Raw genomic sequence first — 20,956 nt, 5'->3', positions numbered from 1 at the left:
GCCTTGATGCACACTCGGCGCCCATGCGACGAATCGAGCTGGCGTACCAACTGAGCACGCGCGAACGCGCCGCCGGCGAGGGATCGGCGCTGCTGCGCAACCCCATGATGGACGTGCTGCACGCCGTCAAGGCCTCGGGCTCCATCTCCGCTGCCGCGCGCGAACTGGGCCTGTCCTACCGCCATGTGTGGGGCCAGCTCAAGGACTGGGAGGCCGATCTCGGCCAGGGCCTGATCTTCTGGGAGCGCGGCCAGGCCGCGCGCCTGACGCCCTTCGGCGAGAAGCTGCTGGCGGCCGAGCGCCTGGCGCAGGCCCGGCTGGGGCCGCAGATGGAAAACCTGCGCGCCGAACTGGAGCGCGCCTTCGCGCTGATGCTCGACGACGACGACACGGAGCAGGCGCAACTGACCCTGTATGCCAGCCACGACCACGCCTTGACCGAGCTGGTGGACTTCGCCGCTCGCGAGCCGGGTGGCAGTGGCAAGGGGGAAGCGAAGCGGCTGCACCTGGACGTGCAGTTCTGCGGCAGCGTGGACGCCATCCGCGCGCTCAACGAGGGCCGCTGCAAGATCGCGGGCTTTCACACGCAGCCGTTCGCCGGCGCGAGCACGCTGACCGCGCGCACGTACCGCCCGCTGCTCAAGCCGGGCCTGCACAAGATCATCGGCTTCGCGCGGCGCACGCAGGGCCTGGTCGTGGCGCCCGGCAACCCGCTGCGGCTGCGCGACATCGCCGACGTGGCGCGCCTGCAGGCGCGTTTCGTCAACCGGGCCAAGGGCACGGGCACGCGGCTGCTGCTGGACGAGCTGCTGGCGCAGGCCGGCCTGCCGAGCGCCGACATCGACGGCTACGAGCGCGTGGAGCGTTCGCACGCGGCGGTGGCGCACGCCGTGGCCAGCGACAGCGCCGACGTGGGCCTGGGCACCGAGTACGCGGCGCGCAGCGCCGGCCTGGCCTTCGTGCCGCTCACGGACGAGCGCTACCTGCTGGTGTGCCTGAAGGACACCCTGGAGGAGCCGCCCGTGAAGCGCCTGCTGGAGCGGCTGCGCGGCCGCGCCTGGCAGGAGCGCCTGAGCGCCCTGCCCGGCTACCGGCCCGACCACTGTGGCGAAGTGGCGGCGATGAAGCGGCTGCTGCCGTGGTGGGGGTGAGCCGCCGCCGCGGCAATCAGAGCAGGCTGGCGCTGCGCGCCGCGGCCTCGATGCCCTTGTAGTTCTCGGCCTTGGTCGGCACGAAGCGCGTGGCGCGCTGCAGGTCCAGCACCGCCTTGCCTTCGGGCGTTGCGCGGTCCAGCTTGAGCAGCGCGGCCGCCAGCTTCTCGCGCTGCGCGGCGGGCATGTCGGCGTGCACCGACCAGTTGTAGTCGTAGTACGGCGGGGTGGTGTAGATCACGCGCACCTTGTCGGTGTCGACCTTCTTGTCGGCCACGAACTTCTCCCACACCGAGATGTTGAGGGCCCCGCCCTGCACCTTGCCCGAGGCCACAGCGGCGATGGTCGCGTCGTGCGCGCCGCTGTAGGCCACGCGGCCGAAGTCCTTCTCGGGGTTGATGTTGGCCTGCAGCAGGAAGCTGCGCGGCATGAGGTGGCCCGAGGTGCTGCTCTGCGAACCGAAGCTCACGTCCTTGCCCTTGAGGTCGGCCAGGGTCTTCACTGCCGGGTCGCTGGAGATGAAGACCGAGCGGAACTTCTCGTCTTCCTCGCGCTGCACCAGGGGAATGATCTTGCCGCCCGAGCGCGCGTTGGCCTGCACGAAGGTGAAGCCGCCGAACCAGGCCATGTCGACCTTCTTGTTCACCAGCGCTTCAACGGCGGCGGCGTAGTCGGTCACGGGGGTGTACTCCACCTTCATGCCGAGCGTTCCCTCGAGGTACTTCACCAGCGGCGCGGCCTTGCGCGCGAGCTCGGTGGGCGATTCGTCGGGGATGGCGGTGAGGCGGAACACCTGCTGCGCCTGGGCGGCGACGGCGATCAGGCCGAGGCCCAGCACAAGGGCGTTGCGGAATCGATGGAGCGGGTTGAAGCGGGTCATGGTGGCTTCCTGATGAAGTGAGGAAAGGACTCGGGGAATCGGGCGCAGCCTTGCGGTCAGGGAAGGCGGCATGCCCGCGGCGCAAAGGCCGCTGGCCTCGAAGGCCGGCGGCGGATGTTAACGGTGCGGCGTGTCGGTCGGGCCCGGCGGGGCGGGCCATTCGCCGAGCAGCTCGGCGGGCGACGGTTTGTCGAACTTGGGCCGGCCCACGCCCTGCGGCGTGCCCAGCACCATCCAGCCGACGAGGCTTTCGCCGGGCCGGCAGAAGGCGGACATGACGGCGTGGTCGCGCACCTTGCTGCCCGAGAGCATCTTGCCGCCGTAGCCCAGGGCGTGCGCGGCCGTCAGGAAGTTGGCCAGCGCGGCCCCCAGGGCGATCCACTGCTCGTGCACGGTGGCCAGCGGGTGGCCGGCGTCGATGCGCGCGATCACGGCCACCAGCAGGGGCGGCGCCGTGGCGCGTTCGCGGTCGCGCCGCGCCTGTTCGGCGGTCTTGCCCTGCGCCAGGGCGGCCGCCTCGAACAGATCGGCCAGGCGCTGCTTGGCCGCGCCGCGCACCACCGCGAAGCGGTAGGGCACCAGGCCGGCGTGGTCGGGCGCGCGCAGCGCGGCGGCGGCCATGCGCAACAACTCGTCGTGCGAAGGCGCGGGCTCGCGCAGGTGGCGGGTGCCGACGGAGATGCGCGAGAGCAAGGGCGCGAGCGGGTCCTTGGGCGGCGCTGAAACGGGGGATGTGTTCATGTCGATCGGACGGACGTGGTCGTCGCAGGGACCGCGGCATGGCGCTGGTGAACCGCCCTGGCCAGGCGTTCGACCTCCGCGCGCAGCGCAGCGGGCTCGATGGCCTCCACCTCGGCACCATAACCCAGGATCTGCCGCGCGCCGTGTTCCACGGACTCGAGCGACACGGCGAGGCACGACCAGCCCGAGGGCATGCGCACGTGTGGCGGGGCCACCGCGGGCACCGCCGGGAGCCGGGCGTTGGCAAGCCAGACCATCGCCCGCGGCGACGCGAGCACACGGGCCCGCAGCGGGCGCAAGTCGGCCTCGAAGCGCGCGGACGATTCCTGCCAGTAGCGGGCCAGGTGAAAACCGCGCGGGCGCCTCACGCCCGCCTTCAACACGGCGAGCCCGCGCACGCTGGCCAGCCGCCAGGTGCGCACCTCGGGCTCGCCGGCCTCGCGCGCCACCAGGTACCAGGCGCCCGCCTTGAGCACCAGGCCCAGCGGCTCCAGTTCTCGCCGCGACAAGCCGCGCCAGCTGGCGTAGTCCACCTGCAGGCGGCGGCCGGTCCACACCGCCTGCGCCGCTTCGCGCAGGAAGGCCGGGTGGTCCGAATCGCGGTACCAGTCGAGCGGATCGATGTGCAGGCGCTGCGCCACCACGGCCGCGCTGTCGCGCCAGGGCGCCGGCACGCTGGCCACCAGCTTCAGGCGCGCCGAGGCCGCCGCCTCGCCCAATCCCAAGGCCGTCGCCGGCCCCGGCAGGCCGGCGAGCAACAAGGCATTGGCCTCGTCCCCGGTCATGCCGGTGAGTTGGGTCGTCCATCCGGGCTGCAACTGGAAGCCGCCCTGGTGGCCGCGCTCGCCCCACAGCGGCACACCGGCCGCCGAGAGCTGGTCGATGTCGCGCAGCACGGTGCGCTCGGACACCTCGAGCGTGCGGGCGAGCGCGCCGGCCGTCATGCGGCCGTTCGCCTGCAGCAGCATGAGGATGGACAACAGGCGGCTGGCTTTCATCGTCGTTCAATCATGACATGCCTTGTCGTATTGGTGCTGCGAGGATCGCGCACCCCATCAGCACGAGGCGCCCGCCATGAACACACCCGCCACCCCTAGCACCGCCGCGCACGATTTCGACTTCCTCGTCGGCCACTGGACCACCCGCCAGCGGCGCCTGAAACACCGCCTGCAGGGCAGCGACGACTGGGAGAGCTTCGACGCCACCACCACCAACCAGCACCTGCCGGGCGGCGTGATCAACTTCGACACCCTGGTGGCGCCGCACTGGCGGCCAGGATGGGTGGGCATGTCGGTGCGCGTGTTCAACCCGGCCACGAACCTGTGGAGCATCTACTGGGTCACCAACGAAGGCGGTGGCATCGACCCGGCGACGGGCCACCTGGACGCGCCGGTCGTCGGCCGCTTCCATGGCGACGAGGGCGTCTTCGAAGGCGAAGACGTGTTCGAAGGCCGCGCGATCCGCGTGCGATTTCACTGGCAGCGCCTGGGCGCCGACCGGGCGCGTTGGCAACAGGCCTTCTCCGACGATGGCGGGCAGAGCTGGGAGGTCAACTGGGTCATGGCGTTCGAGCGAGTGGCCGCGCCGTGCCCCGACGACGTGCCGGCCCTCGACATCGACTGCCAGGTGGTCGAGCTGCGCCAGTACACCCTGCACCCGGGCCAGCGCGACACGCTGATCGGGCTCTTCGACAGCGAGTTCGTCGAACCGCAGGAAGCCGAGGCGATGGCCGTGATGGGCCAGTTCCGCGACCTGGACGCGCCCGAGCGATTCGTGTGGCTGCGCGGCTTCGCCGACATGGCCAGCCGGGCCCGGGGCCTGGCGGCCTTTTACGGCGGTCCGGTGTGGCAAGAACACCGCGACGCGGCCAACGCCACGATGATCGATTCCGACGATGTGCTGCTGCTGCGGCCCGCCTGGCCAGGCTCGGGCATTCCCATGCAAGGGCGCCATCGGGCACCGGCCACGGAGGGCCCGACGCCCCGGGGCGTGCTGAGCGCCCGGGTGCTGCCCCTGCGTGAACCAGCGAGCGCGGAGCTGCTGCGCCACTGCCGCGAAACCCTCACGCCGTGCCTTCACGGCGGCGGCGCTGACGTGCTGGGCTGGTACGTCACCGAGCACGCGCCGAACAACTTTCCGCGCCTGCCCGTGCGCGAGGGGGCGCCGGTGCTGGTGGTGTTCGCGGTGTTCGCCGACCCGGCGGCGCTGGAGGCGTTCGAGCGCAGCGGCGCCTGGTCGCGCGCCTGGCAGGGCGAGCCATCGGACTGGCTGGCGGGAGCCCCGCAGTGCCTGCGGCTGCAGCCCACCACGCGCTCGGCGATCCACGCCTGAACGGCGCAAGCGCGCGAGGACTCCGGTAGGAACCGGCTCAGCCGCGCGGCAGGCGGCGCGCGATCTCGGCCACCAGCCGGCGCGCCAGCGACAGCTTGCCGGCGCGCGGCAGCTCGGTGCTGCCACGCTCGTCCACCAGCAGCAGCGCGTTGTCGTCGCGGCCGAAGGTGTCGGGCCCGATGTTGCCCACCAGCAAAGGCACGCCTTTGCGCGCGCGCTTGGCCTGGGCGTGGGCCAGGAGGTCGTGGCTTTCGGCGGCGAAGCCCACGCAGTAGAGCGCGCCGCTCCGGGCGCGGGGGCTGGCGGCCGCGCCGGCCAGGATGTCGGGGTTCTCCACGAAGGCCAGCGCGGGCACCTCGCCGCTGCCGTCCTTCTTGATCTTCTGCCCGGCCGCGCTGGCCGGGCGCCAGTCGGCCACGGCGGCGGCGGCGATGAAGACGTCGGCCGCGTCGGCGCTGGCCGCCACGGCGCGCTGCATCTCCTGCGCGGACATCACGTCCACCCGCTGAACGCCGCGCGGCGTGGGCAGGGCCACCGGGCCAGCCACCAGGGTGACCTGCGCGCCGGCCTCGTGCGCGGCGCGTGCCAACGCGAAGCCCATCTTGCCGCTGGAGCGGTTGGTGAGCCCGCGCACGGGGTCGATGGCCTCGAAGGTGGGCCCGGCCGTGATGAGCACGTGCCGGCCCGCCAGCACCTTGGGCTGGAAGTGACGCACCACCTCGTAGAGCAGTTCGTCCGGCTCCAGCATGCGGCCGTCGCCGGTCTCGCCGCAGGCCTGTTCACCGGCCCCCACGCCCAGCACCACGGTGCCGTCGGCGCGCAGTTGCGCCAGGTTGCGCTGCGTGGCGGGGTGGGCGTACATCTCGCGGTTCATGGCCGGGGCCACCAGCAGCGGCACGCGGTCCATGGGCCGGGCCAGGCACAACAGGGACAGCAGGTCGTCGGCGCGGCCGTGCAGCAGCTTGGCCATGAAGTCGGCGCTGGCCGGGGCGATGACGATGGCGTCGGCCTCGCGGCTGAGGTTGATGTGGGGCATGTTGTTGCCCTCGCGGGCGTCCCACTGCGAGCTGTAGACCGTGCGGCCCGACAGCGCCTGCATCGTCACCGGGGTGATGAAATGCTCGGCCGCCTCGGTCATCACCACCTGCACGGTGGCGCCGGCCTTGACCAGCCCGCGGCAGAACTCGGCCGCCTTGTAACAGGCCACGCCGCCGCTGAGGCCCAGCACGATGTGTTTTCCCGCGAGATCGCTCATGGAGGCGCAATGTAGCAGCGCCGGCCATGAACACCCTGGCGGGCGGGTCATCCGGGAGGGGCCACCTATAATCGGAATTTCCCACCTGTGCGAGCCCGCGGGCTCGCCCGAGACATGACCAAATACGTGTTCGTCACCGGCGGTGTGGTGTCCTCCCTGGGCAAGGGCATTGCTTCTGCGTCTCTCGCCGCGCTGCTCGAATCGCGCGGCCTCAAAGTCACCCTCATCAAGCTCGACCCGTACATCAACGTGGACCCGGGCACCATGTCACCGTTCCAGCACGGCGAGGTGTTCGTCACCGACGATGGCGCCGAGACCGACCTGGACCTGGGCCACTACGAGCGTTTCATCGAAACGCGCATGAGGAAGTCCAACAACTTCACCACCGGCAAGATCTACCAGTCGGTGCTGGAGAAGGAACGCCGGGGCGACTACCTCGGCAAGACGGTGCAGGTGATCCCGCACGTCACCAACGAGATCCAGGAATTCATCCGCAAAGGCTCGGGCGAAGGCACGCCCGACGCGGTGGACGTGGCCATCGTCGAGATCGGCGGCACGGTGGGCGACATCGAGTCCCTGCCCTTCCTGGAAGCCGTGCGCCAGATGAGCCTGCGCCTGGGCCCCAACAGCTCGGCCTTCCTGCACCTGAGCTACCTGCCCTGGATCGCCGCCGCGGGCGAACTCAAGACCAAGCCCACGCAGCACACCGCCAAGGAGCTGCGCGCCATCGGCATCCAGGCCGACGCCCTGCTCTGCCGCGCCGACCGCCGCATCCCCGACGAGGAGCGCGCCAAGATCAGCCTGTTCAGCAACGTGCCCGAATGGGGCGTGATCAGCATGTGGGACGTGGACACCATCTACAAGGTGCCGCGCATGCTGCACGAGCAGGGCCTGGACGGCCTCATCTGCGACAAGCTGCGCCTGAACACGCCGCCGGCCAATCTCAAGCGCTGGGACGACCTCGTGCACGCGGTCGAGAACCCGCAGGCCACGGTGCAGATCGCCATGGTCGGCAAGTACGTCGACCTGTCCGACAGCTACAAGTCGCTCAACGAGGCGCTGCGCCACGCGGGCCTGAAGAACCAGGCCAAGGTCGCCATCGAGTACGTCGACTCCGAGACCATCACGCCGGCCAACGTGGCGCAGGTGCTGGGCCGCTTCGACGCCATCCTGGTGCCCGGCGGCTTCGGCAAGCGCGGCATCGAGGGCAAGATCTGCGCGGCGCGCTTCGCGCGCGAAACGCGGGTGCCGTACCTGGGCATCTGCCTGGGCATGCAGGTCGCCACCATCGAATACGCGCGCCACGTGGCCGGCCTGAAGGACGCCAACAGCACCGAGTTCGAGCCCGGCACGCCGCACCCTGTCATCGCCCTCATCACCGAGTGGAAGGACGCCGACGGCAGCATCCAGCAGCGCGACGCCAACTCCGACCTGGGCGGCACCATGCGCCTGGGCGCGCAAAGCTCCGACGTGGCCAAGGGCACGCTGGCGCACAGCATCTACGGCGACGTGGTGACCGAGCGCCACCGCCACCGCTACGAAGCCAACGTGCACTACCTCGACCAGCTGCGCGCGGCCGGCCTGGTCATCTCCGCGCTGACGCAGCGCGAGCAGCTCACCGAGATCGTCGAGCTGCCGCAGGCCGTGCACCCCTGGTTCGTGGGCGTGCAGTTCCACCCCGAGTTCAAGTCCACGCCCTGGGCCGGCCACCCGCTGTTCAACGCCTACATCAAGGCGGCGCTCACGCACCAGGCGCAGCGCCAGCCCGCCAAGGCCCTGGCCTGAGGACATCCCCATGAAGCTCTGCGGATTCGACGTCGGCCTGGACAAGCCCTTCTTCCTCATCGCCGGCCCCTGCGTCATCGAGTCCGAGCAGTTGCAGATGGACGTGGCCGGCCGCCTGAAGGAGATCACCGGCTCGCTGGGCATCCCCTTCATCTTCAAGAGCAGCTTCGACAAGGCCAACCGCAGCAGCGGCAAGAGCTTTCGCGGCCCGGGCCGCGAGGCCGGCCTGGCGGTGCTGGCCAAGGTGAAGGCGCAGCTCGGGGTGCCCGTCATCACCGACGTGCACAGCGAAGACGACATCGCCCCCGCCGCCGCCGTGTGCGACGTGCTGCAGACCCCAGCCTTCCTGTGCCGCCAGACCGACTTCATCCGCGCCGTGGCGCAGAGCGGGCGGCCGGTGAACATCAAGAAGGGCCAGTTCCTCGCGCCGCACGACATGAAGAACGTGATCGACAAGGCGCGCGACGCGGCCCGCGAGGCCGGCCTGCCCGAGGACAGCTTCCTGGCCTGCGAGCGCGGCGCGAGCTTCGGCTACAACAACCTCGTCTCCGACATGCGCTCGCTGGCCATCATGCGCGAGACCGGCGCGCCGGTGGTGTTCGATGCCACGCACAGCGTGCAGTTGCCCGGCGGGCAAGGCACCAGCTCCGGCGGCCAGCGCGAGTTCGTGCCCGTGCTGGCGCGAGCGGCGGTGGCGGTCGGCGTGTCCGGCCTGTTCATGGAAACCCACCCCGACCCGGCCAAGGCCCTGAGCGACGGCCCCAATGCCGTGCCCCTGAAGCACATGCCCGCGCTGCTGGAAACCCTGCTCGCGCTGGACGCGGTGACCAAGAAGAACGGTTACCTCGAGGACCGGTTCGACGCATGAAACCCCGCACGCTGCCATCGGACGACACCATTGCCGCAGCGGTCGCGGACGTGGTGCCTTCGTCTACCGCCATCTGGCTGTTTGGCAGCGCAGCAAAGGGGCACTGGCATGCCGGCAGCGACCTGGACCTTGCGGTGCAGACGAGCGGATCCTGGCCCATGGCCGATCGCCTGGAGGCGGCCAACACGCTCAGCCAACGCCTGGGCATCGACGTCGACCTGCTCGACTTCCAGCGCCTGGACACCGTGATGCAGGTGCAGGTGCTCGACACTGGCCGGCTGCTGTTCGCGCGCGATCCGGTGGCGTTGATCCAGTACGCGGGTTTTCTTCACACCGAATACCAGCACATTCAGCGCTGGCGGCAGCCGATGATGCGCGCCTTGGCCGAGCGATTGGCCACCAGCGGAGGCGCAGCGTGAGCACGGCACCTCTGGCTGACGCCCTGGCGCAAAAGGCGGCTCGCCTTGAGCGGTGCGTAGCCCGGGCCCGAGAAGAGTTGGCCGCGGCCACTGACTTTCGTCACGACCAGACCCGGCAGGACGCCGCCATCCTCAACGTCCAGCGCGCCTGCGAACTCGCCATCGACATGGACAACATGGTCATCGCGCACGAAGGCTGGGGCTTCCCGCAGGGCGCGCGCGAAATGTTCGCCTTGCTGGGCGGCAGAGCGGGCGTGGCCGACGAACTGGTGGCCACGCTGCAGCGCATGGTCGGCTTCCGTAACGTGGCCGTGCACGAATACGATGCGCCCGATCTGACCATCGCAGAGCGCGTGATCCGCGACGAACTGGACGGGCTGAAGCGTTTTGCCAGCCTGCTTCTGCGGCGTTACCTGAACACCCCTTGATTTCCAACTTTGACCTGAGGACCCTTGATTCATGAGTGCCATCGTTGACATCGTCGGCCGCGAAGTGCTGGACAGCCGCGGCAACCCCACCGTCGAATGCGACGTGCTGCTGGAAAGCGGCGTGATGGGCCGCGCGGCCGTGCCCTCGGGCGCGTCCACCGGCTCGCGCGAAGCCATCGAGCTGCGCGACGGTGACAAGAGCCGCTACCTGGGCAAGGGCGTGCTCAAGGCGGTGGAGCACATCAACACCGAAATCAGCGAAGCCGTGCTGGGCCTCGATGCGTCGGAGCAGGCCTTCCTGGACAAGACCCTGATCGACCTGGACGGCACCGAGAACAAGGGCCGCCTGGGCGCCAACGCCATGCTGGCCGTGTCCATGGCCGTGGCGCGTGCCGCCGCCGAGGAAGCCGGCCTGCCGCTGTACCGCTACTTCGGCGGCATGAGCGCGGTGCAGATGCCCGTGCCGATGATGAACGTCATCAACGGCGGCGCGCACGCCAACAACAACCTCGACCTGCAGGAGCTGATGATCATCCCCGTGGGTGCGCCGAGCTTTCGCGAGGCCCTGCGCTGGGGCGCCGAGGTGTTCCACGCGCTCAAGAAGATCCTGCACGACAAGGGCATGAGCGTGGCCGTGGGCGACGAAGGCGGCTTCGCACCGAACGTGGCCAACCACGAGGCCGCGCTGCAACTGCTGATGGAAGCCATCGCCGCCGCTGGCTACACCGCCGGTGATCAGATCGCCCTGGGCCTGGACTGCGCCGCCAGCGAGTTCTACAAGCATGGCAAGTACGAGCTCGAAGGCGAAGGCCTGCAGCTCAGCGCCGAGGAGTGGACCAACATGCTGGCCACCTGGTGCGACAAGTACCCCATCGTCAGCATCGAGGACGGCATGGCCGAAGGCGACTGGGACGGCTGGAAGCACCTGACCGAGCGCCTGGGCAAGCAGGTGCAGCTGGTGGGCGACGACCTCTTCGTCACCAACACCAAGATCCTGCAGGAAGGCATCGAGAAGGACATCGCCAACTCGATCCTGATCAAGATCAACCAGATCGGCACGCTGACCGAAACCTTCGCCGCCATCGAGATGGCCAAGCGCGCGGGCTACACCGCCGTCATCAGCCACCGCAGCGGCGAGACGGAAGACAACACCATCTCGGACATCGCCGTGGGCACCAACGCCGGCCAGATCAAGACCGGTTCGCTTTCGCGCTCGGACCGCATGGCCAAGTACAACCAGCTCCTTCGCATCGAGGAAGACCTGGGCGAAGTGGCCGTGTACCCCGGCCGCGCCGCGTTCTACAACCTCCGCTGATCCACTGATGGCCAACCGCCTTATCCCCGGCCTGCTGGTCGCGCTGCTGCTGGTGCTGCACGCGCAGCTCTGGTTCGGCCGGGGCAGCGTGCCCCAGGTGGCGCAGTTGCGCCGCGACCTGGCCGCGCAACAAGAGGCGAACGAACTGGCCAAGCAGCGCAACGCACAGATCGCCAGCGAGCTGCGCGACCTGCAGGAGGGGCTGGAGATGGTCGAGGAACTGGCGCGCCAGGACCTCGGCATGGTCAAGCCCAACGAGATCTTCGTTCAGATCGCGCGCTGATCCCCGCGGGTCGGCGCCCCCTTTCCCCGTCGCCCATGCTCACGGTGTCGCTGCTCGGCGGCGAGTCCAGCGGCAAGTCCACGCTGGCGCGGCAGTTGCACGCCGCCCTGCAGGCGCAGGGCATCGATTGCGCGCTGGTGCCCGAGCACCTGCGCGCCTGGTGCGAGGCGGCCGGCCGGGCCCCGCAGGCCCATGAGCAGGCCGCCATCGCGGCCGAACAGACCCGTCTGATCGAATCGGCGCGCGCCGAGGTGGTGATCGCCGACACCACGGCGCTCATGGTCGCGGCCTACAGCGAGCTCTACTTCAACGACCGAGGCCTCTGGGCCGAGGCCCTGGCCGCGCAGCGCCGCCTGGGCCTGACGCTGTTGATGGGCCTGGACCTGCCCTGGGTGTCCGACGGCTTGTTCCGCGACAGCCCCGCCGTGCGAGAGGCCACCGACGCCGTGCTGCGTCGCGAGCTGCAGGGCTCGGGCATCGGCTTTCAGACCATCTATGGCCAGGGCACACAGCGCCTGGGCGCCGCGCTGCGTGCCGTGGGTGCCGCGCTGGGCCGCGAGCTGTTGCCCGACGACCCCTTGCTGCGCGACGGCTCGGGCCGCTGGCAGTGCGAGGCCTGCAGCGACCCCGACTGCGAGCACCGCCTGTTCAGCGCCCTGCTGGCGCGCCGCGGCGGCGCCTGAGGCTCACTGCGGCCGGTCGGTGCCGGGCGGCTGGGCCAGCGGCTGCAGGAAGATCTGCGCCGCGTCCACCGGGTCGAAGGCGTAGCCCGCGCCACAGAACTCGCAGTTCACCTCGATCTGGCCCTGCTCTTCCAGGATGGACTCGATTTCGTCGCGGCCGAGCGAGCGCAGCATGCCGCCCACGCGCTCGCGCGAGCAGGTGCAGGCGAAGCGCGGCCCCGCGCCGGCCAGCAGCGGGTCGAAGCGGCGCAGGTTCTCCTCCCAGAACAGCCGGTGCAGGATGGTGTCGGCGTCCAGTTCCAGCAGTTCCTCGCGCTTGAGGCTGCTGGCCAGGATGGCGATGCGGTTGTAGTCCTCGCTGCGGCCGATCTGGTCCTCGTCGCGCTGTTGCGACTGCGCCGCGAGGTTGCCCTCGCCCTGCAGCGGCAGGCGCTGGATCAGCAAGCCGGCGGCCATCTTGTCGTTCGCGGCCAGCACCAGCTTGGTGTCGAGCTGCTCGCTCTGCAGCATGTAGTGCTCGATCACCTCGCTGAGCTTTTCCAGCTTCTCGCGCCGATCGCCGAACAGCGAGACCACGCCCTGGTAGGGCTGCTGGCCGGGCTGGCGGTCCTTCGGGTCGAGCGTGATCGCGCAGCGGCCCTGGTTGGTGACGTTGACCATGTGCGACAGCGGCGCGTCCTCGGCCACCTCGCCGTCCACACTCGCGGTGGCGCGCAGGCGCAGGTCGGGCTGCACCTCGGCCACGGCCAGCTTCACCGGGCCGTCGCCATGGATCTGCATGACCAGGGCCCCGTCGAACTTGATGTTGGCCTGCATCAGCGTGGCCGCGGCCGTCATCTCGCCCAGCAGTTCGGTCACGGCCGCGGGGTAGCCGCCGGCCTGCGCGCGGCGCTGCAGGATCTCCTGCCAGGCGTCGGTGATGCGCACCAGCATGCCGCGAACCGGCAGGCCTTCGAACACGAATTTGTGGAGCTCGGACACGGATTTCCTTCAAGCAAAGGTCGGCAGATGGTGCTCAGCCGACGCGATTCAAGCCCTTGCGGTAGCGCTCGGCGTTCTCCACATAGTGGGCCGCGCTGCGGCGCAGCCCCTCGATCTGCTCGGGCGTGAGCTGGCGCACCACCTTGGCGGGGCTGCCCAGGATCATGGAGCCGTCGGGGAATTCCTTGCCCTCGGTCACCAGGGCGCGCGCGCCCACCAGGCAGTTCTTGCCGATCTTCGCGCCGTTGAGCACGGTGGCGCCGATGCCGATGAGCGACTCGTCGCCGATGGTGCAGCCGTGCAGCATGACCTGGTGGCCGATGGTGACGCGCTCGCCCACCACCAGCGGGAAGCCGTAGTCGGCGTGCATCACGGTGCCGTCCTGCACGTTGCTGCCCTTGCCGACCGTGATGGTCTCGGTGTCGCCGCGCAGCACGGCGCCAAACCAGACGCTGCTGTCCTCGTGCAGGTGCACGTTGCCCATGACTTGCGCGCTGTCCGCGACCCAGGCCGATTCGGCCATCGTCGGCGCCACGCCATCGAGTTCATACAGTGCCATGCGGCGGTCTCCTCGGGTGCTGGGGGGTCGAAACCTAGAATTGTAGGGATGCCCCCCACCCTATCGTCCCCCACGCGCGACAAGCCCCCCTGCCTGCGGGAGCAGGCCCTGGCCGCGCTGTGCACGGCCGAGCCCTCGGCCAAGGTGGCGGCCACGCACACGCTGTGGGAACGCTGGCGCGCCTTGGGCGCGGACGACGAATCTGCCTGGGCCGCGTCGGCCCTCATCAAGCCGGACCTCGACCTGGCCCTGCCGGGCCGCCCCGCACGCCCAGAACTGGTGCCGCCGCAGGCCGTGGCCCAGCGCTCGCCCTTCACGCGCGACGGCCTCGCGGCCCTGCTGCACGCCATCGCGCACATCGAATTCAATGCCATCAACCTGGCCCTGGACGCCCTGTGGCGCTTCCCCGGCCTGCCGCTGGACTACTACCGCCAGTGGCTGCAGGTGGCGCACGAGGAGGCCACGCACTTCGGCCTGCTGCGCGATCTGCTGGGCGAACTGGGCCACGGCTACGGCGACTTCCCCGCCCACGACGGCCTGTGGGAGATGTGCGTGAAGACGCAGCACGACCCGCTGGCCCGCATGGCCCTGGTGCCGCGCACCCTGGAGGCGCGCGGCCTGGACGCCACGCCGCTGATCCAGGCGCGCCTGCGCCAAGTGACGGCGCGCGAGGTGAAGCAGGAGGCGCAGCGCGCGGTGGAGATCCTGGACATCATCCTGCGCGATGAGATCGGCCACGTGGCGGTGGGCAACCGCTGGTACGGCTGGCTGTGCGCGCAGCAGGGCATCGAGCCCCTGGCCCACTACCGCCGCCTGGCGCGCGAGCACGCGGCGCCGCGCCTGAGGCCGCCCTTCAACGACGCGGCGCGGCGGGCCGCCGGCTTCAGCCAGCCCGAACTGGACGCCCTGCTCGACCCCTGAGTCCCTGAAACCGGGACGAGCCGACACAAACCGGGACAATCGGGGATGACTTCCGCCCCCTCGACCGCTTTCAGCACCCTCCCCCTCTCCCCCGCCACGCTGGCCAACCTGGAGCAGTTGGGCTACGCGGCCATGACGCCGATCCAGGCCGCCGCCCTGCCGCCCGCCCTGCTGGGCAAAGACCTCATTGCCCAGGCCCAGACCGGCAGCGGCAAGACCGCCGCCTTCGCCCTGGCGCTGCTGGCCAAGCTGAACCCGCGCCGCTTCGCCGTGCAGTCGCTGGTGCTGTGCCCCACGCGCGAGCTGGCCGACCAGGTGAGCACCGAGGTCCGCCGCCTCGCGCGCGCGGCCGACAACATCAAGCTCGTCACGCTGTGCGGCGGCGTGCCGCTGCGGGGGCAGCTCGCCTCGCTGGAGCACGGCGCGCACATCGTGGTAGGCACGCCGGGGCGCGTGATGGACCACCTGGAGCGCGGCAGCCTGGCGCTCGACGCACTCAACACCCTGGTACTGGACGAAGCCGACCGCATGCTCGACATGGGCTTCTTCGACGACATCGCCACCGTGGCGCGGCAGTGCCCCGCCGCGCGCCAGACCCTGCTGTTCTCCGCCACCTACCCCGAAGGCATTCAGCAGCTCGCCTCGCGCTTCATGCGCGAACCGGTCACGGTGAACGTGGAGGCCCGGCACGCCGGCCCCTCGATCGAGCAGCGCTGGTACGAGGTGAGCGAGGCCCAGCGCCTGGACACGGTGAGCCGCCTGCTCGCGCACTTTCGCCCGGCGAATGCCCTGGCCTTCTGCAACACCAAGGCCCAGTGCCGCGACCTGGTGGCCGTGCTGCGCGCCCAGGGCATCGGCGCGCTGGCGCTGTTCGGCGAGCTGGAGCAGCGCGAGCGCGACCAGGTGCTGGTGCGCTTCGCCAACCGCAGCTGCCCGGTTCTGGTGGCCACCGACGTGGCCGCGCGCGGGCTCGACATCGCCAGCCTGGCCGCGGTGATCAACGTGGACGTGACGCCCGACCCGGAGGTGCACGTGCACCGCATCGGCCGCACCGGCCGCGCCGGCGAAAGCGGCCTGGCGCTGAACCTGGCCAGCCTGGACGAGATGGGCAGCGTGGGCCGCATCGAACAGCTGCAGGGCCGCGCCTCGGATTGGCATCCCCTGAGCGAGCTCGTGCCCACCGGCGAGGGCCCGCTGGTGCCGCCCATGGCGACGCTGCACATCCAGGGCGGCCGCAAGGAAAAGATCCGCCCCGGCGACGTGCTGGGCGCGCTCACGGCCGACCTGGGCTACACGCGCGAGCAGGTGGGCAAGATCAACGTGAACGAGTGGTCCACCTACGTCGCGGTGGAGCGCGGCATCGCCCAGCAGGCGGCGAGCCGGCTCAACGCGGGCCGCATCAAGGGCAAGGGCGTGAAGGTGCGGGTGCTGGAAGATTGATATCTGCCCGAAAGGGGGTCCCAGCGGCTCTGCTGCACTGCAGCAACACCAAGATGCGGTGCCGAGGCCACACCCGCTATTGAGTCGATACGTTTCGTGACATAGCATGCCCGCCATGGAGGAGGCACCGCCATGCCGAACAGCCGGATCGAGCTCGACGACTACCTGGGCCAGGCGTTCCACCGCATGCCCGTTGCGATGATCGTCGTCAACCAGCGCGGCGAGATCACGCGGCTCAACCAACTGGCCGAAACCACCTTCGGCTATGAGGCCAGCGAACTCATCGGCCGGCCCGTCGAGTCCCTCATTCCCGAACGCTACCGCGCCGCCCACCCCCATTACCGCCAGGGCTTCCTGGCCGAGACCACCGCGCGGCCCATGGGCCTGGGCCGCGACCTCAGCGGGCGGCGCAGGGACGGCAGCGAGTTTCCGGTGGAGATCGGCATCAACCCGGTGGAAACCGGCGAAGGCACCATGATCCTCTCGGTGATCCTGGACCTGTCGGAGCGCAAGCAGGCCGAGAAACGCATCCAGGACGCGCTCACGCAAAAGGACCTGCTGCTGCGCGAGGTGCACCACCGGGTGAAGAACAACCTGCAGGTGATCCACAGCCTGCTCGACCTGCAGGCCCTGAAGCTCAACGACCACGAAGTGGTCGAAGTGCTGCGCGACAGCCAGAACCGCATCCGTTCGATGTCGCTGATCCACCAGACCCTGTACCAGTCGCGCAACTTCGCGCGCGTGGACTTCCAGCGCTTCCTGGACGAGCTGCTGCCCAGCCTCACCGAGTCGTACCGCTCGGTGGCAGGCCTGGTGTCCATCGCGGTCGACGCGCACGAGGTCAAGCTGCCGATCAACGAGGCCATTCCCTGCGGCCTCGTCATCAACGAGCTGGTGAGCAATGCGCTCAAGCACGGGTACACGCAAGGGCGCGGCGGCCAGATCACCGTCGCGGTGCAGCAGCACGGCGAGCGCACGATCGAGTTGTCCGTCAGCAATGACGGGCACGGCATCCCCGCCTCGCTCGACCTGGAGCAAACCACCACACTGGGCCTGCAACTCGTTCAATTGCTCACGCGCCAGCTCAACGGCACCATGGAGATTCAGCGCGAAAACCCCACCCGGTTCACGCTGCGCTTCGAACTGGAAGGGGACTCATGACCGCAAGCGCCTCGAAAATCCTGATCGTCGAAGACGAAGGCATCGTCGCGTTCAACCTGCAGCAGCGGCTGCAGCACATGGGCTACCGCATCACGGGCCTGGCGGAATCCGGCCAGGAGGGCCTGGCGCTGGTGTCCCGCGAGCGGCCCGATCTCGTGCTGATGGACATCCACATCAAGGGCGAGATGGACGGCATCGAGCTGGCGTCGACGCTCAACCGCGACTTCGATCTGCCGATCATCTACCTCACCGCGTACTCCGAGGACACCACCTTGGAACGCGCGCGGCGCACGCGGCCGTATGGGTACCTCATCAAGCCGTTTTCGGAGCGCGAGCTGCACGCCACCGTCCAGATGGCCCTGGAGCGCCACGAGGTGCAGGCCGCGCTGAGCGAGAGCCAGGCCCAGCTGCAGCAGTCGCTGGAGGCCGTGCGGCGCGTGAACGAGCAGCTGGAAGAGCGCGTGGTGGAGCGAACCGCCGAGTTGCGCCAGCACGTGCGAGAACTCGAGGCCTTCAGCCACACGGCCGCGCACGACCTGCGCTCACCCATCCGCGCGATCTCCGGCCTGAGCCAGATCCTGATCGAAACCCACGGAGACGCACTGGGCGACGAAGGGCGCCAGATGCTGGAGCGCATGGCGCATGCGGCGCGCCGCATGGGCGAGCTGATCGACGCCCTGCTGAGCCTGTCGAAGCTTTCGCGCGCGCCGCTGCTGCGGGCCGACGTGGACCTGGGCGCGCTGGCACGTGAAGTGGAACGCGCCTTGCGCGAGGCCGAGCCCGGGCGCGACGTGCGCATCGACATCGCCGACGACCTGCACGTGCAGGCCGACCACGCGCTGATGCGCAGCGTCATCGACAACCTGATGCGCAACGCCTGGAAGTTCACGCGCGAGCGCCGCCAGGGTTATATCGAGCTGGGTCGCCAGAACCAGGGGGGGCGCACGGTGTACTACGTGCGCGACAACGGCTGCGGTTTCGAGATGGTGCACGCCGACAGGCTCTTCAGTGCCTTCTTCCGGCTGCACGACGAGCAGCACTACGGCGGCTCGGGCCTGGGGCTGAGCATCGCCCAGCGCATCGTGCAGCGCCACGGTGGCGAGATCTGGGCCGAAGGCGAAGTGGGCCGCGGTGCGACGATGTATTTCACCCTGGGCGACTGAGCTCGCACCGACGCCGCGATGGGCGCAGGCGCAGCCGCGCGTTCGCACAATTGGAGACGTTTGCGGCTGAACCCGCCGCGGCGGTGCGCGTCGAACCGGCTGCATGCGCCGCAGAACCCTTCTCATCACCCTGCCCCTGGCGTCCACCGCGCTCGGTGGTCTGGCCTTGGCCACAGCGGCCGGGTCCGAGCCGGACGCGGGGCCGTCGGGCCACCGCGTCTCGACGGGGCAGTTGCAACAGGCCCTCGCCCGGCGCTTCCCGCTGCGCTACCCGGCGTCAGGCCTGTTCGACCTGCACGTGCGCACGCCGCAGCTGCGCACACTGCCCGACCAGAACCGCCTGCTTGCCGAGATGGCGATCGAGGCCAGCGGCCCGGCCCTGCACCGCGCTCACGAAGGCAGCTTCGACGTCGACTTCACCCTTCGCTACGAGGCCAGCGATCGCACACTGCGCGCGCAGGATCTGCGCTTGAGCCGCCTGCGCTTTCCCACGCTGCGGCCCGACGTCGTGAAGCTGCTCGACGCCTACGCGCCCGCCCTGGCCGCGCAGTCGCTGCAGGAGGTGGTGCTGCACCAGTTGCAGCCGCAGGACCTGAAGGCCATCGATGCCATGGGCATGCAACCCGGTCCGATCACGGTGACGGACACCGGCCTGGTGATCGGCCTGGTGCTCAAGCCGCTGTAGGCACGCTCACCCCCGCGGGTGGTGCTGCGCCACCACGGTCTTCAAGCGCTCGCGCGCCACGTGCGTGTAGATGGTCGTCGTCGAAATGTCCGCGTGGCCCAGCAGCATCTGCACGGCCCGCAGGTCGGCGCCGTGGTTGAGCAGGTGCGTGGCGAAGGCGTGGCGCAGCGTGTGCGGCGACAGCGGCGCCGTGATGCCGGCCTCGCGCGCGTAGCGTTTCACCAGTTGCCAGAACATCACCCGCGTCATGGCCGAGCCCGCTCGCGCGCCGCGCGAGGTGACGAACAGGTCCTCGCTTGCGAGGCCACCCAGGATCGCGGGCCGGCCTTCGGCAAGGTAGCGCTGCAGCCAGTCGCCCGCCACCTGCCCGAAGGGGACCAGCCGCTCCTTGTTGCCCTTGCCGGTGATGCGCAGCACCTGCTCGACCAGGCCCAGGTGCCAGGTCTTGAGCGTGACGAGTTCGCTCACGCGCAGGCCGCTGGCGTACATCAACTCCAGCATGGTGCGGTCACGCAGGCCCAGCGGCGTGGCCTCGTCGGGCGCGTTCAGCAGCGCCTCCACCTGGGCCTCGCTCAGCGTCTTGGGCACGCGCAGGGGCTGGCGCGCGGGCGACAGCCGCAGGGTCGGGTCGGCGGTGATGAAGCGCTCGCGCAGGGCCCAGCGAAAGTAGCGCCGGAACACCGTGAGCCGTCGATTGGCCGTGGTGGCGCGCGTCTGCGCGTGGCGTTCGGCGAAGTAGCCGTGGATATCGGTCTCGCCCGCGTCGGGCAAGGCCTTGGCATTGGCGCGCAACCAGGCGTCGAACAACGCGAGGTCACGGCGGTAGGCGTCGAGCGTGTTGCGCGACAAGCCCTCTTCGAGCCAGAGGCTGTCGATGAAGGCCGACAGCGTGGGGTGCTCGTCGGCCTTCTTCGGATCGGCCATCAGTCGAGGCGCAGCTTCTGCTTGGCCACCACCTGCTTGTAGACCTCGAACTCGGCCTTGATCTGCGCGGCGAACTCGCTCGGCGAGTTGCCCACCACGACGGAGCCGGTTTCCTCGATGCGCTTGCGCACGGCCGGGTCCTTGAGCGCCTCGGTGGTGGCGGCATGGATCTTGTTCACCACATCGGCCGGCATGCCCTTGGGCCCGATCAGGCCGTAGTAGGCCATGCGGTTCACCGGCTCCAGGCCCAGCTCCTTGAAGGTCGGCACATTGGGCAGCGCCGCCACGCGTTGCGGTGCCGCCACCGCCAGCGCCACGAGGCGGCCACCCAGAATGTGAGGCAGCGCCGAAGGCAGGTTGTCGAAGATGATGGGCACCTGACCACCGATGGTGTCGTTGAGGGCCGGGCCCGCGCCGCGGTAGGGGATGTGGGTGATGAAGGTGCCGGTCAGGCTCTTGAACAGCTCGGTCTGCAGGTGGCCGATGCCACCGGTGCCCGAACTCGCGTAGCTGTACTTGCCCGGGCTCTTTTTCACCTCGGCCAGAAACGCCTTGAAGTCCTTGGCCGGGAAGCTCGGGTGCACGGCGATCACGTTCGGCGTGGCCGCGATGTTGATGATGGGCGTGAAATCGTTGAGCGTGTCGTACGGAATCTTCGGATTGATCGCGGGGTTGGCCGCCGTGGTCGACACCGTGGCCATGCCGACGTAGTGCCCGTCCGGCGCGGCACGCGCCAGTTCCTGAGCGCCCACCACGCCGCCGCCGCCGGCCCGGTTGAGCACGATCACGTTCTGGCCCAGGGCCTTGGCCAGCGGCTCGGAGACGACGCGGGCCACGATGTCGGTGGTTCCGCCTGGTGCGAAGGGCACTTGCAGCGTGATCGGTTTGCTCGGGAAACCCTGGGCCAGGCTCAGGCCATGGATGCCCAGGGCGGCGACGGCAGCGGCGCTGGCCAGCGCGGTGCGGCGAGAAATCATGCGGGT

General features: G+C 69.8%; 22 protein-coding genes. 14 read left to right on the top strand and 8 right to left on the bottom strand.

From position 1 onward, the window contains the following. Positions 1–23 precede the first annotated feature (23 nt). The gene (locus VLG41_RS05025; protein ID WP_325348302.1) at positions 24–1,151 is read left to right on the top strand and encodes a substrate-binding domain-containing protein; all 1,128 of its coding nucleotides are present in this window, start codon (positions 24–26) and stop codon (positions 1,149–1,151) included. Positions 1,152–1,167: 16 nt separating this feature from the next. On the opposite strand, the gene VLG41_RS05020 is transcribed toward VLG41_RS05025, so the two are convergent. The 3 genes from VLG41_RS05020 to VLG41_RS05010 form a co-directional block, all read right to left on the bottom strand. Continuing rightward, positions 1,168–2,031: a putative selenate ABC transporter substrate-binding protein gene (locus VLG41_RS05020; RefSeq protein ID WP_325348301.1), complete on the bottom strand. Its 864-nt coding sequence runs from the start codon at positions 2,029–2,031 to the stop codon at positions 1,168–1,170. Between the two features lie 117 nt (positions 2,032–2,148). Beyond that, positions 2,149–2,772, bottom strand: a complete 624-nt coding sequence (locus tag VLG41_RS05015; protein WP_325348300.1) for a nitroreductase family protein — start codon at positions 2,770–2,772, stop codon at positions 2,149–2,151. Further along, positions 2,769–3,770 carry a YafY family protein gene (locus VLG41_RS05010; RefSeq protein ID WP_325348299.1) on the bottom strand — a complete coding sequence of 334 codons (1,002 nt, stop codon included), beginning with the start codon at positions 3,768–3,770 and terminating at the stop codon, positions 2,769–2,771. The genes VLG41_RS05015 and VLG41_RS05010 overlap by 4 nt, the downstream gene beginning before the upstream one ends. A 76-nt stretch (positions 3,771–3,846) precedes the next feature. Between VLG41_RS05010 and VLG41_RS05005 the strand changes: the two genes are divergently transcribed. Then, a complete protein-coding gene (locus VLG41_RS05005; protein WP_325348298.1) occupies positions 3,847–5,103 on the top strand; it encodes an NIPSNAP family protein in 1,257 nt (418 codons plus the stop codon). A 37-nt stretch (positions 5,104–5,140) separates the two neighbouring features. Here VLG41_RS05005 and coaBC read toward each other — a convergent pair whose 3' ends face one another. Beyond that, on the bottom strand, positions 5,141–6,358 hold the full coding sequence (gene coaBC / locus VLG41_RS05000; RefSeq protein ID WP_325348297.1) for a bifunctional phosphopantothenoylcysteine decarboxylase/phosphopantothenate--cysteine ligase CoaBC: 1,218 nt from the start codon (positions 6,356–6,358) through the stop codon (positions 5,141–5,143). A gap of 114 nt (positions 6,359–6,472) precedes the next feature. Here coaBC and VLG41_RS04995 point away from each other — a divergent pair, with 114 nt between their 5' ends. The 7 genes from VLG41_RS04995 to VLG41_RS04965 are packed head-to-tail and all read left to right on the top strand — an operon-like array spanning position 6,473 to position 12,139. Beyond that, positions 6,473–8,143 carry a CTP synthase gene (locus tag VLG41_RS04995; RefSeq protein ID WP_325348296.1) on the top strand — a complete coding sequence of 557 codons (1,671 nt, stop codon included), beginning with the start codon at positions 6,473–6,475 and terminating at the stop codon, positions 8,141–8,143. 10 nt (positions 8,144–8,153) lie between these two features. Further along, positions 8,154–9,011, top strand: a complete 858-nt coding sequence (gene kdsA, locus VLG41_RS04990) for a 3-deoxy-8-phosphooctulonate synthase (protein ID WP_325348295.1) — start codon at positions 8,154–8,156, stop codon at positions 9,009–9,011. After that, positions 9,008–9,430: a type VII toxin-antitoxin system MntA family adenylyltransferase antitoxin gene (gene mntA, locus VLG41_RS04985; protein ID WP_325348294.1), complete on the top strand. Its 423-nt coding sequence runs from the start codon at positions 9,008–9,010 to the stop codon at positions 9,428–9,430. The genes kdsA and mntA overlap by 4 nt, the downstream gene beginning before the upstream one ends. Continuing rightward, complete coding sequence (gene hepT, locus VLG41_RS04980) at positions 9,427–9,858, top strand: type VII toxin-antitoxin system HepT family RNase toxin (protein WP_325348293.1); 432 nt, start codon at positions 9,427–9,429, stop codon at positions 9,856–9,858. The genes mntA and hepT overlap by 4 nt, the downstream gene beginning before the upstream one ends. A 31-nt stretch (positions 9,859–9,889) precedes the next feature. Then, complete coding sequence (gene eno / locus VLG41_RS04975) at positions 9,890–11,173, top strand: phosphopyruvate hydratase (protein ID WP_325348292.1); 1,284 nt, start codon at positions 9,890–9,892, stop codon at positions 11,171–11,173. Positions 11,174–11,180: 7 nt separating this feature from the next. Then, positions 11,181–11,456: a septum formation initiator family protein gene (locus VLG41_RS04970; protein WP_325348291.1), complete on the top strand. Its 276-nt coding sequence runs from the start codon at positions 11,181–11,183 to the stop codon at positions 11,454–11,456. A gap of 35 nt (positions 11,457–11,491) precedes the next feature. Further along, positions 11,492–12,139, top strand: coding sequence for an ATP-binding protein (locus VLG41_RS04965; RefSeq protein ID WP_325348290.1), 648 nt, complete (start codon positions 11,492–11,494; stop codon positions 12,137–12,139). Positions 12,140–12,142: 3 nt separating this feature from the next. Here VLG41_RS04965 and VLG41_RS04960 read toward each other — a convergent pair whose 3' ends face one another. Further along, complete coding sequence (locus tag VLG41_RS04960) at positions 12,143–13,120, bottom strand: Hsp33 family molecular chaperone HslO (RefSeq protein ID WP_325348289.1); 978 nt, start codon at positions 13,118–13,120, stop codon at positions 12,143–12,145. Positions 13,121–13,154: 34 nt separating this feature from the next. Then, positions 13,155–13,679, bottom strand: a complete 525-nt coding sequence (locus VLG41_RS04955) for a gamma carbonic anhydrase family protein (protein ID WP_325348288.1) — start codon at positions 13,677–13,679, stop codon at positions 13,155–13,157. Between the two features lie 48 nt (positions 13,680–13,727). On the opposite strand from VLG41_RS04955, the gene VLG41_RS04950 reads away from it, so the two are divergent. The 5 genes from VLG41_RS04950 (at position 13,728) to VLG41_RS04930 (ending at position 19,049) form a co-directional block, all read left to right on the top strand. Continuing rightward, positions 13,728–14,600: a ferritin-like domain-containing protein gene (locus VLG41_RS04950; RefSeq protein ID WP_325348287.1), complete on the top strand. Its 873-nt coding sequence runs from the start codon at positions 13,728–13,730 to the stop codon at positions 14,598–14,600. Between the two features lie 45 nt (positions 14,601–14,645). Continuing rightward, entirely contained in the window at positions 14,646–16,040 is a 1,395-nt protein-coding gene (dbpA, locus tag VLG41_RS04945; RefSeq protein WP_325348286.1) for an ATP-dependent RNA helicase DbpA, read from the top strand. 132 nt (positions 16,041–16,172) lie between these two features. Next, complete coding sequence (locus VLG41_RS04940; RefSeq protein ID WP_325348285.1) at positions 16,173–17,201, top strand: sensor histidine kinase; 1,029 nt, start codon at positions 16,173–16,175, stop codon at positions 17,199–17,201. Next, positions 17,198–18,364: a sensor histidine kinase gene (locus tag VLG41_RS04935; protein WP_325348284.1), complete on the top strand. Its 1,167-nt coding sequence runs from the start codon at positions 17,198–17,200 to the stop codon at positions 18,362–18,364. Before VLG41_RS04940 ends, VLG41_RS04935 begins: the two co-directional genes overlap by 4 nt. Positions 18,365–18,467: 103 nt before the next feature. Continuing rightward, on the top strand, positions 18,468–19,049 hold the full coding sequence (locus VLG41_RS04930) for a DUF1439 domain-containing protein (protein WP_325348283.1): 582 nt from the start codon (positions 18,468–18,470) through the stop codon (positions 19,047–19,049). Between the two features lie 6 nt (positions 19,050–19,055). On the opposite strand, the gene xerD is transcribed toward VLG41_RS04930, so the two are convergent. After that, positions 19,056–19,973 carry a site-specific tyrosine recombinase XerD gene (gene xerD / locus VLG41_RS04925; RefSeq protein WP_325348282.1) on the bottom strand — a complete coding sequence of 306 codons (918 nt, stop codon included), beginning with the start codon at positions 19,971–19,973 and terminating at the stop codon, positions 19,056–19,058. After that, a complete protein-coding gene (locus tag VLG41_RS04920; protein ID WP_414652442.1) occupies positions 19,973–20,947 on the bottom strand; it encodes a tripartite tricarboxylate transporter substrate binding protein BugE in 975 nt (324 codons plus the stop codon). Before VLG41_RS04920 ends, xerD begins: the two co-directional genes overlap by 1 nt. Positions 20,948–20,956: the final 9 nt, after the last annotated feature.

The organism is Hydrogenophaga sp. (assembly GCF_035481345.1).
In the GTDB taxonomy this organism is placed as follows: Bacteria; Pseudomonadota; Gammaproteobacteria; order Burkholderiales; family Burkholderiaceae_C; genus Hydrogenophaga.
This window is presented reverse-complemented; position numbering and strand designations above follow the sequence as displayed.

Bases quoted from the DNA above. Each gene is read 5' to 3' on its own strand.
- VLG41_RS04930 (WP_325348283.1), top strand. From the start codon at position 18,468: ATGCGCCGCAGAACCCTTCTCATCACCCTGCCCCTGGCGTCCACCGCG.
- VLG41_RS05025 (WP_325348302.1), top strand. From the start codon at position 24: ATGCGACGAATCGAGCTGGCGTACCAACTGAGCACGCGCGAACGCGCC.
- VLG41_RS04955 (WP_325348288.1), bottom strand. From the start codon at position 13,679: ATGGCACTGTATGAACTCGATGGCGTGGCGCCGACGATGGCCGAATCG.
- dbpA (WP_325348286.1), top strand. From the start codon at position 14,646: ATGACTTCCGCCCCCTCGACCGCTTTCAGCACCCTCCCCCTCTCCCCC.
- VLG41_RS04965 (WP_325348290.1), top strand. From the start codon at position 11,492: ATGCTCACGGTGTCGCTGCTCGGCGGCGAGTCCAGCGGCAAGTCCACG.
- VLG41_RS05015 (WP_325348300.1), bottom strand. From the start codon at position 2,772: ATGAACACATCCCCCGTTTCAGCGCCGCCCAAGGACCCGCTCGCGCCC.
- VLG41_RS04995 (WP_325348296.1), top strand. From the start codon at position 6,473: ATGACCAAATACGTGTTCGTCACCGGCGGTGTGGTGTCCTCCCTGGGC.
- coaBC (WP_325348297.1), bottom strand. From the start codon at position 6,358: ATGAGCGATCTCGCGGGAAAACACATCGTGCTGGGCCTCAGCGGCGGC.
- eno (WP_325348292.1), top strand. From the start codon at position 9,890: ATGAGTGCCATCGTTGACATCGTCGGCCGCGAAGTGCTGGACAGCCGC.
- VLG41_RS05020 (WP_325348301.1), bottom strand. From the start codon at position 2,031: ATGACCCGCTTCAACCCGCTCCATCGATTCCGCAACGCCCTTGTGCTG.
- VLG41_RS05010 (WP_325348299.1), bottom strand. From the start codon at position 3,770: ATGAAAGCCAGCCGCCTGTTGTCCATCCTCATGCTGCTGCAGGCGAAC.
- mntA (WP_325348294.1), top strand. From the start codon at position 9,008: ATGAAACCCCGCACGCTGCCATCGGACGACACCATTGCCGCAGCGGTC.
- VLG41_RS04935 (WP_325348284.1), top strand. From the start codon at position 17,198: ATGACCGCAAGCGCCTCGAAAATCCTGATCGTCGAAGACGAAGGCATC.
- kdsA (WP_325348295.1), top strand. From the start codon at position 8,154: ATGAAGCTCTGCGGATTCGACGTCGGCCTGGACAAGCCCTTCTTCCTC.
- VLG41_RS05005 (WP_325348298.1), top strand. From the start codon at position 3,847: ATGAACACACCCGCCACCCCTAGCACCGCCGCGCACGATTTCGACTTC.
- VLG41_RS04950 (WP_325348287.1), top strand. From the start codon at position 13,728: ATGCCCCCCACCCTATCGTCCCCCACGCGCGACAAGCCCCCCTGCCTG.
- xerD (WP_325348282.1), bottom strand. From the start codon at position 19,973: ATGGCCGATCCGAAGAAGGCCGACGAGCACCCCACGCTGTCGGCCTTC.
- VLG41_RS04970 (WP_325348291.1), top strand. From the start codon at position 11,181: ATGGCCAACCGCCTTATCCCCGGCCTGCTGGTCGCGCTGCTGCTGGTG.
- VLG41_RS04940 (WP_325348285.1), top strand. From the start codon at position 16,173: ATGCCGAACAGCCGGATCGAGCTCGACGACTACCTGGGCCAGGCGTTC.